Annotated in this window: 14 protein-coding genes; 3 read left to right on the top strand and 11 right to left on the bottom strand. The window is 70.8% G+C overall.

The genetic code is table 11. The features are described from left to right. Window positions 1-27: 27 nt before the first annotated feature. Entirely contained in the window at window positions 28-1,284 is a 1,257-nt protein-coding gene (locus ACK1X7_RS32485) for an RNA-guided endonuclease InsQ/TnpB family protein (protein WP_413116017.1), read from the bottom strand. A gap of 128 nt (window positions 1,285-1,412) precedes the next feature. Between ACK1X7_RS32485 and ACK1X7_RS32480 the strand changes: the two genes are divergently transcribed. Together ACK1X7_RS32480 and ACK1X7_RS32475 are read left to right on the top strand one after the other, a co-directional pair. After that, window positions 1,413-2,093 carry an AIM24 family protein gene (locus ACK1X7_RS32480; RefSeq protein ID WP_216340642.1) on the top strand — a complete coding sequence of 227 codons (681 nt, stop codon included), beginning with the start codon at window positions 1,413-1,415 and terminating at the stop codon, window positions 2,091-2,093. 94 nt (window positions 2,094-2,187) lie between these two features. Next, the gene (locus tag ACK1X7_RS32475; RefSeq protein WP_014054954.1) at window positions 2,188-2,664 is read left to right on the top strand and encodes a MarR family winged helix-turn-helix transcriptional regulator; all 477 of its coding nucleotides are present in this window, start codon (window positions 2,188-2,190) and stop codon (window positions 2,662-2,664) included. A gap of 42 nt (window positions 2,665-2,706) precedes the next feature. Here the strand turns inward: ACK1X7_RS32475 and ACK1X7_RS32470 are convergent, their stop codons facing one another. The 9 genes from ACK1X7_RS32470 to ACK1X7_RS32430 form a co-directional block, all read right to left on the bottom strand. Next, window positions 2,707-3,648 (bottom strand): urease accessory protein UreD, encoded by a 942-nt coding sequence (locus tag ACK1X7_RS32470; protein WP_385145641.1) that lies wholly within the window; start codon window positions 3,646-3,648, stop codon window positions 2,707-2,709. Next, window positions 3,645-4,355 (bottom strand): urease accessory protein UreG, encoded by a 711-nt coding sequence (gene ureG / locus ACK1X7_RS32465; RefSeq protein WP_385145643.1) that lies wholly within the window; start codon window positions 4,353-4,355, stop codon window positions 3,645-3,647. Before ureG ends, ACK1X7_RS32470 begins: the two co-directional genes overlap by 4 nt. Before the next feature lie 60 nt (window positions 4,356-4,415). Continuing rightward, a complete protein-coding gene (locus ACK1X7_RS32460; RefSeq protein WP_413116924.1) occupies window positions 4,416-5,102 on the bottom strand; it encodes an urease accessory protein UreF in 687 nt (228 codons plus the stop codon). Between the two features lie 109 nt (window positions 5,103-5,211). Continuing rightward, window positions 5,212-6,936, bottom strand: a complete 1,725-nt coding sequence (gene ureC, locus ACK1X7_RS32455; RefSeq protein ID WP_390791977.1) for an urease subunit alpha — start codon at window positions 6,934-6,936, stop codon at window positions 5,212-5,214. Then, a complete protein-coding gene (locus ACK1X7_RS32450) occupies window positions 6,936-7,346 on the bottom strand; it encodes an urease subunit beta (protein WP_413116016.1) in 411 nt (136 codons plus the stop codon). The genes ureC and ACK1X7_RS32450 overlap by 1 nt, the downstream gene beginning before the upstream one ends. Before the next feature lie 37 nt (window positions 7,347-7,383). After that, window positions 7,384-7,689: an urease subunit gamma gene (locus tag ACK1X7_RS32445; RefSeq protein ID WP_078643702.1), complete on the bottom strand. Its 306-nt coding sequence runs from the start codon at window positions 7,687-7,689 to the stop codon at window positions 7,384-7,386. Between the two features lie 5 nt (window positions 7,690-7,694). Continuing rightward, window positions 7,695-8,630 (bottom strand): urea transporter, encoded by a 936-nt coding sequence (locus tag ACK1X7_RS32440; RefSeq protein WP_390791978.1) that lies wholly within the window; start codon window positions 8,628-8,630, stop codon window positions 7,695-7,697. Window positions 8,631-9,377: 747 nt separating this feature from the next. Further along, complete coding sequence (locus tag ACK1X7_RS32435; protein WP_398158345.1) at window positions 9,378-10,892, bottom strand: sensor histidine kinase; 1,515 nt, start codon at window positions 10,890-10,892, stop codon at window positions 9,378-9,380. Next, window positions 10,885-11,541, bottom strand: a complete 657-nt coding sequence (locus tag ACK1X7_RS32430) for a response regulator transcription factor (protein ID WP_385145653.1) — start codon at window positions 11,539-11,541, stop codon at window positions 10,885-10,887. The genes ACK1X7_RS32435 and ACK1X7_RS32430 overlap by 8 nt, the downstream gene beginning before the upstream one ends. A 114-nt stretch (window positions 11,542-11,655) precedes the next feature. Here ACK1X7_RS32430 and ACK1X7_RS32425 point away from each other — a divergent pair, with 114 nt between their 5' ends. Then, window positions 11,656-12,222 (top strand): PepSY domain-containing protein, encoded by a 567-nt coding sequence (locus ACK1X7_RS32425; RefSeq protein WP_413116015.1) that lies wholly within the window; start codon window positions 11,656-11,658, stop codon window positions 12,220-12,222. A 420-nt stretch (window positions 12,223-12,642) separates the two neighbouring features. On the opposite strand, the gene meaB is transcribed toward ACK1X7_RS32425, so the two are convergent. Then, window positions 12,643-13,617, bottom strand: a complete 975-nt coding sequence (gene meaB, locus ACK1X7_RS32420) for a methylmalonyl Co-A mutase-associated GTPase MeaB (RefSeq protein WP_385156189.1) — start codon at window positions 13,615-13,617, stop codon at window positions 12,643-12,645. Between the last annotated feature and the right edge of the window lie 57 nt (window positions 13,618-13,674).

The raw sequence follows: 13,674 nt of genomic DNA, 5'->3' as shown, positions 1-13,674 counted from the left end.
CCCACTCGTAGGCGGGAGATTCCTGGCTCAGGCCGCCTTCCGGACCGGCGGTCCGGGAGGTCTTACGCCATCGACACCAGCCGGGTTCAGACCAGCCCGGACGAGCATCACGTAGGCGGAGTTCTTGTCCCTGGGGGATACGGCTCCGCACGCGGCGCAGGTGTAGATACGTTCCGAGAGAGGTAGTGCGTGCTTGGTTCTCGCTCCGCACCGCGCACACTCCATGGTGGTGTGCGCAGGGTGCACCAGGCGGATGTCCCGCTGATGCTTGCGACCCATCTCGACCAGGGCCGCCTTCGTGGCGCCCATGGCGGCGTCGGCCGCCTTACGCGCCATCGACGTTTTGGCGAGGAACTTCGGGCGGAAGTCCTCCACCGCCACTGCGTCATGGCCACGGACCACCTTCTTGGCCCACTTGCGAGCGGTGTCCTGCCTCTGCCGGACGATCTTCTTGTGCAGCTTGGCCGCCTGCCGTTTGGCGGTGCGGTAGCCGTTCGATCGGGGTTTGCCCTTCGGCGTGCGGCGACGGGCCATCATCCGCTGGTAGCGGCCCAGCTTCGCCATGACCTTTCTGCCATGCTCGGCGTGCGGAAGGTCGTAGGCGTCGGATGTGGTGGTGGCGGTCTCGCGTACGCCCCAGTCCACGCCCAGCACCAGACCGGTTCCGGGAAGCGGCTCGGCCTGGGCGGGGACAACGAACGACGCATACCAGTGGCCGAGGCTGTCCTGATAGACGCGCACGCTGGACGGGTCGGCCGGAAGGTCGCGCGACCACACGACCCTCACGACGATGCCGCCTGCCAGGTGCAGACGCCCGTCTTTCAGACGGAATCCGCGCCGGGTGCAGTTCAGCGTCGGGGCAGCGTCCCGCTTCTCCTTCCAGCGAGGCATCCCCGCCCGCCGGTGCACAGGGAGCCGGTCTTTGATGTCCTTCAGCGCCTTCGCACGGGACGTGCCGAAGACGCGTATGACCTGCTGCTGAGGAACCGAGGAGCCCTCCCGGAGCCAGGGCGTGATGCGTCGGGCCCCGGTCAGCATCTTGTCCAGCGCGGCCGGTCCGCACTTCTCCCCGTCCCGGTGAGCCTTCCTCGAGCGGGCAACACACTCATTCCACACCCACCGGCACCGGTCCCACTCCGCCTCAAGCACCGCGCGGGCACCGGCGGACACACGAAGCCGGTAGGTCCACCGGGCATGCCCGGTCTCCCCCGTGGTCTTCGCTTCTGCCGTCACAATCGCCAATCTAACCGGGAGGTACGACAGTTGAGAGTTCCTGGCCTGCATGGCCCACCCCGGCACTGCGCGGGATGGCCCCCGAGGCGCCCAGACAGCGATTCGCCCCGTCCTGTCCTGCTCCGCGAGAATCCGATTCCTCCCCGGCCCGAAAGCCGGGGCATCCTCGGAGGACCCAGGTGAACGGCCCCGTGATCCACGACGCCTGGACGCTGCCCGTCGACGACAACATCAATCCGTACGCCTTCAGCGTGGACCTGAACGGCCAGTGGTTCCTCCAGAAGGGGAAGATGGTCGCCTACTACGGGCAGATCGACTTCCATGGCGTCGGGCTCGGCCACCTCGACCATCTCATCGCGTACAGCTTCCACTCCCCGCTGCACGCGGCGGACTGGGTGGTGGCCGAGGGCCAGGGGAAGATGGTGCTGGCGGACCGCGCCTTCGACGTCAACTCCTATGACCTGGAGGACGGCAACCTCTCCATCCGGTCCGGCAATCTGCTGGCCTTCCAGCCGTCGCTGTCGCTGAAGCAGTCCATCGTGCCGGGGTTTCTCACCCTCCTGGGCACCGGGAAGTTCGTGGCCGCCTCCAATGGGCCCGTGGTCTTCATGGAGCCGCCGATCCGGGTCGATCCACAGGCGCTGGTGGGCTGGGCGGACTGCCCGACACCGTGCCACCACTACGACCACCAGTATCTGCGCGGCTTCCTGGGGGCCATCAGGTCGCGCACGGGGCTCGGGGGCGCCTCGGGCGAGGAGCACCAGTTCGAGTTCGTGGGCGCGGGGACCGTACTGCTCCAGTCCACGGAGGAAGTCGTCGCCGAGATATCGGTTGGCGAGACAGGGGGTACCGGTTCGTGAGCGCGAGCGTGCGGAGTGTAACGTCGAACAGGTGACCTCTAGCCCGATACATCCATTGGTTCGGAATTCAACTTCTATAGGTAGAATACATCCCATGGAGACCGAGAACGGCACGCGCTGGCTCAGCGATGAGGAACAGCGCGCGTGGCGCACCCACCTGGATGTCAGCCGGCTGCTGACCTACCAGCTCGAGAAGGACCTCCAGCCGTTCGGCCTGACCATGAACGACTACGAGATCCTGGTCAACCTCTCGGAGTCGGAGGACCGCCGGATGCGGATGAGCGACCTCGCCTCCGCGACCCTTCAGTCCAAGAGCCGGCTGTCCCATCAGATCACCCGGATGGAGAACGCCGGCCTGGTCCGCCGCGAGAACTGCGAGTCCGACCGACGGGGGCTGTACGCCGTGCTGACCGAGCACGGCTGGGAAACCATGCGCAAGGTCGCGCCCCACCACGTGGCGTCCGTGCGCAACCACTTCATCGATCTGCTCGCGCCGGAGGACCTCAAGGCGCTGTACGGATCGCTGGTGCCCGTCGCCGAGCATCTGCGCGCCCAGCGGGGCCGGGTCTGACACCACGACCACCCCCCGGACGCCGGGTGCGGCCGGGGGGCGTCAGGTCTTGCGCAGATCGGGGGCGGGGACCCCGAGGAGCAGCTCGCGCAGGGCATTCCAGGCCGTACGCAGAGCGCGGGTGACCGCCGGCGGGTCGCTGCCCATGATCCGCGCCCACGCCCCGCAGTCGTCGGGCAGCACGCTCACGCCGAAGGCCGGGCCGGTGGTCAGCAGAGCCTCGTGCAAGGTGTCGGCGACCCGCGCCGCGGGGGCGAGCGGAGTGACCGCGTAGAGCGTGGCCATCAGGTCGTGCCCGCCGAAGACCGCCGGGCCGGTCACCGAGCCCGGCTCGCGCGGATCCAGGCGGACGGTGTCGACCACCACCGGCTCGCCGTCGGGACGCATGATCTCCAGGTCGCTGAAGAGCAGGCGGTAGGCGTGCCGTTCGCCCCGGGCCAGCCGCCCGGCCGCGATCGTCTCGCCCAGTACAACGGTGGCCGTGGGGTCGGCGGTCACGCGGGTCTGCTGGTAGAAGCGGGCATCCCGGTACGGGATCAGCGGGTCGGGCAGGTACTCGACGTAAGCGTGGGCGGCGGCGGTGAGGTGGACGACCTGGGTGGCGTGGTCGAACTCCATCCGGTGCAGCTTGGTGGCGGCCTGCGTCGTCAGATGTACGGCGGTCCCGGGGCCGCACTCGATGTCGACGCGGTTGCGGTCGGCCTGGACGATGCCGCCGCCGGTGGACATGAGGTAGGTCACCGGCATGTCCGGCCGCAGCGGGTCCACATACAGCGGCCGCATGATCTGGAGCGGGGACTTCTGGTAGCGGTGGACCAGTTCGCTGCGGTCGCCGACCCGCGCATAGCCCAGTTCGAGCAGGCCGACCTTGCCGGGGCGCCCGGCGGCCAGGGTGTCCGGAGTGCCGGTCAGCTCGAGCATCCGGGCCGGTACCCGCCGGGGTTCGTAGTGTGCGGGGTGCAGCCGCGCGGGCGCCTCGGTCATGCGGAAGCCGCCTCCTGGCCGATCTGCCGGGCGGCCTCCTGGGCCAGCAGGAAGTCGGCGATGGTGTCCAGGCCCTCTCCGGTCAGGGAGTTGGTGAGCACCACCGGCCGGCCCTGCCGGACGTGCTGGGCGTCCGACTCCATCCGGTCCAGGTCGCATCGCACATACTGGGCGATGTCGATCTTGTTGATGACGAGCAGCTCGCACTCGGTGATGCCCGGACCCCGCTTGCGGGGCATCTTGTCGCCCTCCGCGGTGTCCAGCACGAACAGGAAGAGGTCGACGAGCGCCGGGCTGAAGGTGAGCGTCAGGTTGTCGCCGCCGCTCTCGAAGAGCAGCGTGTCCACCTCGGGGAAGCGCTCCAGGATCTCGTCGGCCGCGGCCTGGTTCATCGTCGGGTCGTCCCGGACCGCGGTGTGCGGGCAGGCTCCGGTCTCGACACCGACGATGCGGTCCGCGGCGAGGATCCCGTCCAGGGTGCGCCGCACATGGGCGGCGTCCTCCGTGGTGTAGATGTCGTTGGTGATGACGGCGGGAGTCCGGCCGCGGGCGATCAGCACCGGGACGAGCGCCTCGATCAGCGCGGTCTTGCCGGAGCCGACCGGCCCGGCGATGCCGACGCGCAGCACGCCGTCCTTCGGGCGCCGGATCAACTCGTCGTGGTCATGGTGGTGGTGGGAGCCTCGGACCTGTGTGGGGTCGTGCATGGTGATTCCTTGTCCGGAGTGTGGGTGTCTTGTCGGTGGCAGGCAGGGCGGGCCGGGGCGCTAGCTCGCGAACAGCCGTGCCTCGGCGCGCTCGTGACGGCCGGCCATGACGTCGGCCACGGGGACGCATCCGCCGAGGTCGGCCAGGTCCCGGTCCAGCGCCGCCGCCACGGTCTCCTCGACGACGGGGGCGGCGCCGTGGAGTACGACCTGGGCCCGGCGGTGATCGGTGAGCCGCAGTCGCAGGGCCGCCCCCACGAAGCTGGCCGCGAAGGCGAACAGCTCGCAGGTGACGGCCTGGCGCGTGGTGAGGCCGTTCGCCGCGTGGACGACGCCGGCCACGACCGGCTGGCAGCCGCGCACCGCACCCTCCCGGTGCAGCGTGCGGTACCGCTCGAGCTGCGGCGTCCCGTAGACCTCGCCGGCCAGGTCGAGCAACTGCCGTCCGGTGCGGACGGCGGCCTGCCGGGCCTCCCGGCCCAGCTTGGTCGCGTACAGCCGCCGCTCCACGGCCACCACCCCGTCCCAGTCGTCCGCCGCCACCGCGCGGTGGGTGAGGGCGAGGGCGGTCGCGTCGGCCGGCCCCGCGCTGTGGCGGAGCAGGTCGTGGAGAAGGGCGGGCAGGCTGCGCGGGGTGACCGCACGGGCCTGCTGGAAACCCTCCAGTCCGTGGGAGAGGGTGTAGTAGCCGCTGGGGAAGGCCGAGTCGGTGAGCTGGAGCCCGGTCAGCAGGGCCGCGACCGGCATCGGTTCGTTCACGCTGGGTTTCCGTTCCTGCCGGATGACGGTCCGTCGAGGTCGGGCCGCGGGGTCCGCGGGGCACGCGAGCGCCCCCGCGGACCGTCCTTTGGGTGCGTCAGACGATGTAGAAGAGCTGGTTGAGCGGGAGGCGCTCGGCCGGTTCGATGGTGGCGGGCTCGCCGTCGACGGTGACCTTGTAGGTCTCCGGGTCCACCTCGATCCGCGGCAGCGCGTCATTGCGGACCATGTGCTGCTTGCCGACGGTCCGGCAGCGCCGCACGGGCTCGATCCGCCGCCCGAGGCCCAGCTCGCCGGGGACGCCTGCGGCGATGGCCGCCTGGGACATGAAGGTGACGGACGTACGCTGCCGGGCGCGGCCGAAGCTGCCGAACATCGGCCGGTAGTAGACCGGCTGAGGCGTCGGCAGGGAGGCGTTGGGGTCGCCCATCAGTGCCCAGTTCACCATGCCGCCCTTGACGATCAGCTTGGGCTTGGCGGCGAAGGAGTTGATCGGCCAGAGCACGATGTCGGCGAGCTTGCCGGGCTCGAGCGAGCCGATCACATCGGAGGCGCCCACCGCGATCGCCGGGTTGATGGTGAGCTTCGCCAGATAGCGCAGCACGCGCGCGTTGTCGTTGCGGGAGCTGTCCTCGGCGAGCGCACCGCGCACCTCCTTGCAGTGGTGCGCGGTCTGGAAGGCACGGGCGAAGGACTCGCCGACGCGGCCCATGGCCTGGGAGTCGGACGAGAAGATGCTGATCACGCCGAGGTCGTGCAGTACCGTCTCGGCCGCGATGGTCTCGGCGCGCACCCGGCTGTCGGCGAAGGAGACGTCCTCGGGGATGTTGCGGGACAGATGGTGGCAGACCATCACCATGTCCAGCAGCTCGTCCACCGAGTTGATGGTGTACGGCAGGGTGGGGTTGGTGGAGGCCGGCAGGACGTTGGGCTCGCCGGAGACCCGCATGATGTCGGGGGCGTGACCGCCGCCCGCGCCCTCGGTGTGGAAGGTGTGGATGGTCCGGCCGTCGATCGCGGACAGGGTGTCCTCGAAGAAGCCGCCCTCGTTGAGGGTGTCGGTGTGGATGGCGAGCTGGACGTCGTGCTCGTCGGCGACCCGCAGCGCGTTGTCGATGGTGGCCGGAGTGGCGCCCCAGTCCTCGTGCACCTTCAGACCGGCCACGCCCGCCTCGACCTGCTCGCGTAGCGCCTCGGGCAGGCTGCCGTTGCCCTTGCCGAGCAGACCCACGTTGACCGGCAGCTCCTCGACGGCCTCCAGCATCCGCTGGATGTTCCACGGGCCGGGGGTGCAGGTGGTGCCGTTGCTGCCGTCGGTCGGCCCGGTGCCGCCGCCGAAGAAGGTGGTGATGCCGTTGGACAGGCCCTCCTGGGCCTGCTGGGGCGAGATGAAGTGGATATGGGTGTCGACGCCGCCGGCGGTGGCGATCATGTGCTCACCGGATATGACCTCGGTGCCGGGGCCGATGACCAGCTTGGGGTCGACACCGTTCTGCACATGCGGGTTGCCCGCCTTGCCCACCCCGACGATCAGTCCGTCCCGGACCCCGATGTCGCCCTTGACGACGCCGAGCACCGGGTCGAGGACCACCACATTGGTGATCACCAGGTCGAGCGCACCCTCGCGGTTGAGCGCGGCGGGGTCCTGGGCCATGCCGTCGCGGATGGCCTTGCCCCCGCCGTAGACGGCCTCGTCGCCGTAGGAGCCGGCGTTGTGGTCGTACTCGACCTCGACGACCAGGTTGGTGTCGGCGAGGTGGAACCGGTCGCCCACGGTGGGGCCGAACAGGTCCGTGTACTGCTTGCGCGGGATGATCGCCATCAGTGGTCGGCTCCCTCGTTCTCGGTGTCGGCGTTGCCGCCGACGTCGGCGAATCCCAGTTCTCCGGCGCGGCGCAGCGCGGCGCGCCGGGTGTCGTCGGCGTTCAGGCCGCCGTCCACGAGTCCGGCGAAGCCGATGAGCCGCCGGCTTCCGCCGAAGGCGACCAGCTCGACCTCGCGGGTGTCGCCGGGCTCGAAGCGGACGGCGGTGCCGGACGGGATGTCCAGGTGCATGCCGTACGCGGCTTCGCGGTTGAACCGCAGCGCGCGGTTGACCTCGAAGAAGTGGTAGTGGGAGCCGATCTGGACGGCACGGTCACCGGTGTTGGCGACCGTCAGACCGACCTTGGCCCGACCGGGGTTGATCTCCACGGGGTCGTCCCCGTAGAGGTAGTGGGCTCCACCCGACATCGTCGTCTCCTTGTCTCAGGCGGGGATTCAGGCGGTTTCAGGCGCCGATGGGGTCGTGGCAGGTGACCAGCTTCGTCCCGTCCACGAACGCGGTCTCGACCTGGAGGACGGTGAGCATCTCGCGTACCCCGGGCATGACGTGGTCGGCCGTGACGACCTTGCGGCCCAGCTCCATGCACTCGGCCACCGTGTGGCCGTCGCGGGCGGCTTCCAGGACGGCCTCGGTGATCAGGGCGGCGGCCTCGGTGTAGTTGAGCTTGGTGCCCCGGTCCCTGCGGCGCCGGGCCAGGTCGGCCACCACGTAGACGTGGAGCTTGTCGATTTCGCGCGGTGCGAGGTTCATTGGTGTCACTTCGCTTTCTCTGACGAGATGCCCGGCCGGTCCAAGGCTGGAGCGGCCTCCAGGAAGAGCCAGGTCGTCACGACGAACGGCCAGGTGAAGGGAGATCCGCCGGAGGGCTGGGCGAATGCCTGCCAGGCGGCCGTGAAGGGGACCGAGGCCACTGCGGCGAGCGCGGCGTACCCCGCGGTCCACGGAGTGAGGGCCAGGAAGGTGGCGGCCAGTGCGATGGCGACGAGCACCGCGTTGTAGCCGTAGAGCCCCTCGCCGATCCGGTCGGCGGGCAGGCCCATGGCGCAGGCGGTCAGGATCGCGACGACGCTGCCGCAGGCGGCGGCGACGGCGGCGACCCGGGAGGTGATGAGCAGTCCGGCGAGCAGGATCAGGCCCGCGTACCACTTGTCGAGGAAGAAGACCTGACCGAGGTTGTTGCAGAACGCGTGGCCGAGTTCCGCGGCAGACAAGGTGGTTGCCCCGTCACCGGGGAGCGGTGGTGCGGCGGCGGGCGGCGCGGTCGGCAGGGCGATCGCCAGCACCCCGGCGACCAGGCAGAACGGGGCCGTCAGCGCGGGCAGACCGATGCGGCCCAGCAGATGGCCGACCGCCGCGCTCAGCACCGCGCAGACCGCCGCGGCGAGGACGGCGAGCAGTGCGGTCCGCCAGGAGGCGCCGAGCCGGACGACTATGGCGATGCTGGTCAGGCAACCGCAGTAGCCCTCCAGCCCGTTGGCCAGACCGTCCCGGTCGGCGCCCAGCACGGATGCGGCCACGGTGGACGCCGCCGCGCCGAGCAGGCCGTAGACGCCGATCCGCCAGCCGCCCGCGAACAGCGCGACGGTGAACAATAAGCCGGTCCATGGGCTCGCGCTGAGCGCCACCTGGGCGACGCCCCGCATCGGTATCCGTCCCACATCGGCCGGAGCCCAGCGTCCCGGCTGCGACACCTGCCCTGTTGTAGGCATGAGTTTCCCCCTGACGGGAACATGACGAATTCACCAGCACCCCTTGAACCGAAGGGGGCCAAGCTTGATCAACAACTTGTTTCGGAGCCTACGCCCGGAATTGCGAGGCGCGTCGACGGAAGTTGGGTGATCATGTGAGTGCACAGTGAAGTCACCGCTGATGGTGCGGCATATATGTGCGGGCCGGGTTGCCCAAGTCTTGACTTCGTTGGAGAGTCCTTGGCACTACCGAGGTGAAAATTCGACCAAACGGAGTCGGCAAAGTCCCCCGCACTCACCGCTGTTCCGAGCGGGCGTGAATTCCGTAGGACGGCCGTTTCGCAGGCGGCGCCCGAGTCGGCTGGTCAGGGCGATCGGGCCGCTAGGCGGAACGCCCGGGTATCCGCCGGTGCGGTTCTCGGAACAGTGCCTGACCGGGCTACACGGCGGCCCGGGAGAATTCCGGACGGGCCGGATGGCCGTCGGCCGGACCTGTGCCGATGAGTGTCGACACCCTCCCGGCCGGGCACGGCGCCGCGAACCGCCGCACTTCCTCGTCCGGCACCCCGGCAGGCGCCAGGTAATTCCTCGCCCGGTTCGCTTGTGACGGCTTCACCTGATCTCTTGCGAGGAAGCCCCTGTGTTCAGGGGTCCGTTGGGAATCCGCAAACCGATGGTGTGATGCTGCTCAAGCGGCGAGTTCGAGGCGGTCCGGGTGAGTGGTTCTGGCCCCACCGAGCGGAATTGCGGTTAGCCGGGCATCGAGTCGGATGATGTTGATCGCGGTGACGGCGAGTATGTCGCCGAGGTGGGTTTGGGGCAGGCCGGTGCAGCGGGTCCGGCGGGTGCGAGTGCGGCGGACAGCCTGGCCGGCAGCGCCTCGGCGGCCGGCAGCCGCAGCTTGAACAGGGCACCGCCCTCGGGTGCCGCCCGGACGGCCAGGGTGCCACCGTGGCGCACCGCCACGTCCCGCGCGATGGCGAGGCCGAGCCCGGCCCCGCCATCGTCGCGGCTGCGGGCGTCGTCGAGCCGTACGAACCGCTCGAAGATCCGCTCCCGCTCGCCCTCGGGCACCCCCGCCCCGTCGTCCGCGACCTCCAGCACGGCCCACCGGCCCTCCTCGCGCACCGCCACCCGCACCCCGCTCCGGGCATGCCGCTGCGCGTTGTCGACCAGATTGCCCAGCACCCGGGCGAGCTGCCCGCGCGAGCCCGGCACCGCCACCGGAGCCACCTCCGCACGCACCGGCACCCGGTCCCCCAGCCGCTGGGCCAGCTCCTCGCGCACCAGCGCGTCCAGCGCCACCGACGCGTGGGCGGGCCGCTCCCCCGCGTCCAGCCGGGCCAGCAGCAGCAGATCGGCCGCCAGCCGTTGCAGCCGCACCACGTCCTCCACCGCGCCGTCCAGGTCCAGCAGCTCCGGATGGGCGGCGCCCACCTCCAACTGGGTGCGGAGCGAGGCCACCGGGGAGCGCAGCTCATGGGAGGCGTCGGCCACGAAGGCCCGCTGCCGCTCGACCGACGCCTCCAGCGCCGTGAGCGTCTCGTTGGTGGTCCGGGCCAGCCGCGCCACCTCGTCATACGACCCCGGCACGGGCACCCGCCGGGACAGATCCGTACTCGCCGTGATGGCGGCCATCTCCCGCCGGATGCCCTCCACGGGCCGCAGCGCGCGCCGGGTCACCAGCCAGGTCACCCCGGCCACGACCACCAGCAGCAGCGGCAGCCCCATCAGCATCGCCTGCCGCACGGTGCCCACCGCGCCCTGCTCGGTGGCCAGCGGGGCGCCCGCGTAGACCGTGACGTCCTCACCGCGGGCGTCGGTGACCTCCAGGGCCGCCCAGCGGTACTCCGCGGTCTCGCCGTCGATCCGGGCCGTACCGGCGCTGTACTCCGGGGTCGACGAGACCTCCCCCGCACCGTCGTCGTCATCGTCCTCGCCGGGCGCCGGAACCGGCCGCACCGAGGAACTGCCGGTGCCCGTCACGGCCTGGAGATCGTCACTGACCGCGCGCACCCGGTGGTCCTCGTCCACGATCTGCACCGGGGTGTCGTCCCCGAGGTCCAACTCCCGGTACGCCACCCCACCTGCGACCTTCGAGGCGACCGCCCGGGCGGTCGCCCCGGCATCCACCTCGGCCCGGTCCGCCAGATTGCTCCGCAACACCCCGAGCACCGCGAGGCCCGCGGCCACCAGCGCCACCGCGACCACCACGGTCGCACCCAGCGCCGCCCGCGCCCGTACGGAACCGAAGACCTTACCCACGGAGCCGGTACCCCGCTCCCCGCACCGTCTCGATCAACCCGGCGCCCAGCTTGCGGCGCAGCGCGCTGATGTACACCTCGACGATATTGGGGTCGCCGTCGTACGCGAAGTCCCAGACATGCTCCAGGATCTCGGCCTTGGAGATTACGTCCCCCGGCCGCAGCGCCAACTGCTCCAGTACGGAGAACTCCTTGGCGGTCAGCGCGATCTCACCATCACCCCGCTCCACCCTGCGCGCACCCCGGTCCACCGACAGCTCCCCGACCCGCACCACGGGTGAGGCCCCGGCCCCCCGCCGCCGCAACAGCGCCCGCACCCGGGCCACCAGCACCACGTACGAGAACGGCTTGGTCAGATAGTCGTCGGCGCCGGTATCGAGCCCCTCGGCCTCGTCGTACTCGCCGTCCTTGGCGGTGAGCATCAGGATCGGCACATCGCTCCCGGCCGCCCGGAGCGCCCCGCACACGTGGTAGCCGTTCATCCCCGGCAGCATGATGTCGAGAACGATCAGGTCGTAGTCGCCCTCCCGCGCACGGTGCAGCCCCTCGCGCCCGTCATGGACGACATCCACGGCGAACCCCTCGGCCTGCAACCCCTTGGCCAGCGACAGGGCCAGCCGCCGCTCGTCCTCCACAATCAGCAAACGCATACGACCAGCCTCCCAAAGCGAACCTGAAGATCTCTTCAGGCGGCTTCAGCTCAGCTTCAGCATCGCTCCCCGATGGTGGTTGACGTCCGAACACGACCCAGGGAGGAACCCCTCATGAAGCGCAACATCGTCATCGCATCGGTCACCGCGGCCGCCCTGCTCAGCGGTACGGCCGTCGCGGTGGCAGGCACCCAGTCCTCGTCCACCGGGGCCCCGACCACGCACACGACCAACGCCTCCGGGACCACCGCCCGCGCGTCCTTCTCCGACGCCGCGCACGCCGCGCTCAAGGCCGTCCCGGGCACGCTGGACTCCCTCGACCGGGACCACGGCGCCCGGACCACCTGGGACGCGGAAATCCTCGGCAAGGACGGCAAGTGGCACGAGGTCACGCTGGACGGGTCGACCGCCAAGGTCCTGAACCAGCACATCGACAGGGACACCGACGCCGAGGACGCCGCCGAGGCCAAGGCCCTGCGGAACGCCGACATCTCGGCCACCGAGGCGACCCGGAAGGCCGCGTCCAGCGGCACCGTGACCTCCGTGGAGTTCGACGGTGACCGCACCCCGATGTGGGAGGTCGAGACCGTCAAGAACCACAAGGAGCGTGACCTGACCGTCAACGCCCAGTCCGGCAAGGTCAGCCAGGCCCCGTCCGACGACGACGGCGACGACGACTAGGGAGAGCCGCGAGGGGACAGGGCCGCACCCACCCCGCCCCTTCCCACAGCATCAATATGCGGCTCCGCCGCGTGGGGGGGGGCTCCGCCCCCTCACCCTCGCCGGGGCTCCGCCCCGGACCCCGCTCCTCAAACGCCGGAGGGGCTGAAATTCACGCCCCCCGGGACGGACAGACGCCCCTGGGCCACCGGTGGGCAGCCGCCGACGAGACGGGAGGGGGCGGGGTCGCAGGGGTGGTGTCCTGGACGCTTGCGTGTAGTTGTGGCGCCAATCTCCGACCAACACAACGCCCCCGGCCAACGGCGCCGTAAATATACGGTCCAGGGCGCCGCCCCGGAGGCCCCGCACCCGGCACCCACAACGAACAGCAGGCGCACCACCCACACACCGCACCCGCAAGCCGGACCCCAGGCGCACCCGTCACCCCCGCTCCGTCACCCCCGGCTCCGTCACCCCCGCCACCAGCTCGTCCGCCGCCGTATACGGATCCAGCTCACCCGCGACGACCCGCTCCGCGAGCGCCCCCAGCCGACGGTCGCCGTGCAGATCGCCGATCCGCTCCCGCAGCGCCGTCACCGCGATCGTCTCGACCTCGCCGGCCGCCCGCCGCATCCGGCGCTCCGCGAGCACCCCGTGCTCCTCCATCCAGGCGCGGTGCTTCTCCAGCGCCTCGACCACCTCGTCGATCCCCTCGCCGCGCGCCGCCACGGTCTTCACGATGGGCGGCCGCCAATCCCCCGGCGCCCGCCCCTCGCCCAGGCCCAGCATGTGGTTCAGCTCGCGGGCCGTGGCATCGGCCCCTTCCCGGTCGGCCTTGTTGACCACGTACACATCGCCGATCTCCAGGATCCCGGCCTTGGCCGCCTGGATCCCGTCCCCCATCCCCGGCGCGAGCAGCAGCACACTCGTATCGGCCTGGGCGGCGATCTCGACCTCGGACTGACCGACGCCCACCGTCTCCACCAGCACCACATCGCAGCCGGCCGCGTCCAGCACCCGGATGGCCTGCGGAGCGGCCCAGGCGAGCCCGCCGAGGTGGCCGCGGGTGGCCATGGAGCGGATGTAGACGCCGGGGTCGGAGGCGTGCTCCGACATCCGTACCCGGTCGCCCAGCAGCGCCCCGCCGGAGAACGGCGAGGAGGGGTCGACGGCGAGGACGCCCACCCGCTTGTCCATCCGCCGGTAGGCGGAGACGAGCGCGGAGGTCGAGGTGGACTTGCCGACGCCCGGCGAGCCGGTCACCCCGACCACATACGCGCCCCCGGCCAGCGGAGCGAGCGCGGCCATCACCTCGCGCAACTGCGGCGAGGCACCCTCGACCAGCGAGATGAGCCGGGCGACCGCACGCGGCCGCCCCTGCCGCGCCTGCTCCACCAGCGTGGGCACATCAGCCATGGGTGCCGTACTCCTTACCGCTCCATCATCGCGTCATCACAGCGGAAACCCGGGCCC

Origin of the sequence: Streptomyces sp. CY-1 (genome assembly GCF_047218265.1) — a bacterium.
Classification (GTDB): domain Bacteria; phylum Actinomycetota; class Actinomycetes; order Streptomycetales; family Streptomycetaceae; genus Streptomyces; species Streptomyces niphimycinicus.
Note: the sequence above shows the minus strand (reverse complement) of the source record. Positions and strands in the feature narration are given on the sequence as shown.

Bases quoted from the DNA above. Each gene is read 5' to 3' on its own strand.
- ACK1X7_RS32485 (WP_413116017.1), bottom strand. From the start codon at position 1,284: ATGCAGGCCAGGAACTCTCAACTGTCGTACCTCCCGGTTAGATTGGCG.
- ACK1X7_RS32475 (WP_014054954.1), top strand. From the start codon at position 2,188: ATGGAGACCGAGAACGGCACGCGCTGGCTCAGCGATGAGGAACAGCGC.
- ACK1X7_RS32470 (WP_385145641.1), bottom strand. From the start codon at position 3,648: ATGACCGAGGCGCCCGCGCGGCTGCACCCCGCACACTACGAACCCCGG.
- ureG (WP_385145643.1), bottom strand. From the start codon at position 4,355: ATGCACGACCCCACACAGGTCCGAGGCTCCCACCACCACCATGACCAC.
- ACK1X7_RS32460 (WP_413116924.1), bottom strand. From the start codon at position 5,102: ATGCCGGTCGCGGCCCTGCTGACCGGGCTCCAGCTCACCGACTCGGCC.
- ureC (WP_390791977.1), bottom strand. From the start codon at position 6,936: ATGGCGATCATCCCGCGCAAGCAGTACACGGACCTGTTCGGCCCCACC.
- ACK1X7_RS32450 (WP_413116016.1), bottom strand. From the start codon at position 7,346: ATGTCGGGTGGAGCCCACTACCTCTACGGGGACGACCCCGTGGAGATC.
- ACK1X7_RS32445 (WP_078643702.1), bottom strand. From the start codon at position 7,689: ATGAACCTCGCACCGCGCGAAATCGACAAGCTCCACGTCTACGTGGTG.
- ACK1X7_RS32430 (WP_385145653.1), bottom strand. From the start codon at position 11,541: ATGCGTTTGCTGATTGTGGAGGACGAGCGGCGGCTGGCCCTGTCGCTG.
- ACK1X7_RS32425 (WP_413116015.1), top strand. From the start codon at position 11,656: ATGAAGCGCAACATCGTCATCGCATCGGTCACCGCGGCCGCCCTGCTC.
- meaB (WP_385156189.1), bottom strand. From the start codon at position 13,617: ATGGCTGATGTGCCCACGCTGGTGGAGCAGGCGCGGCAGGGGCGGCCG.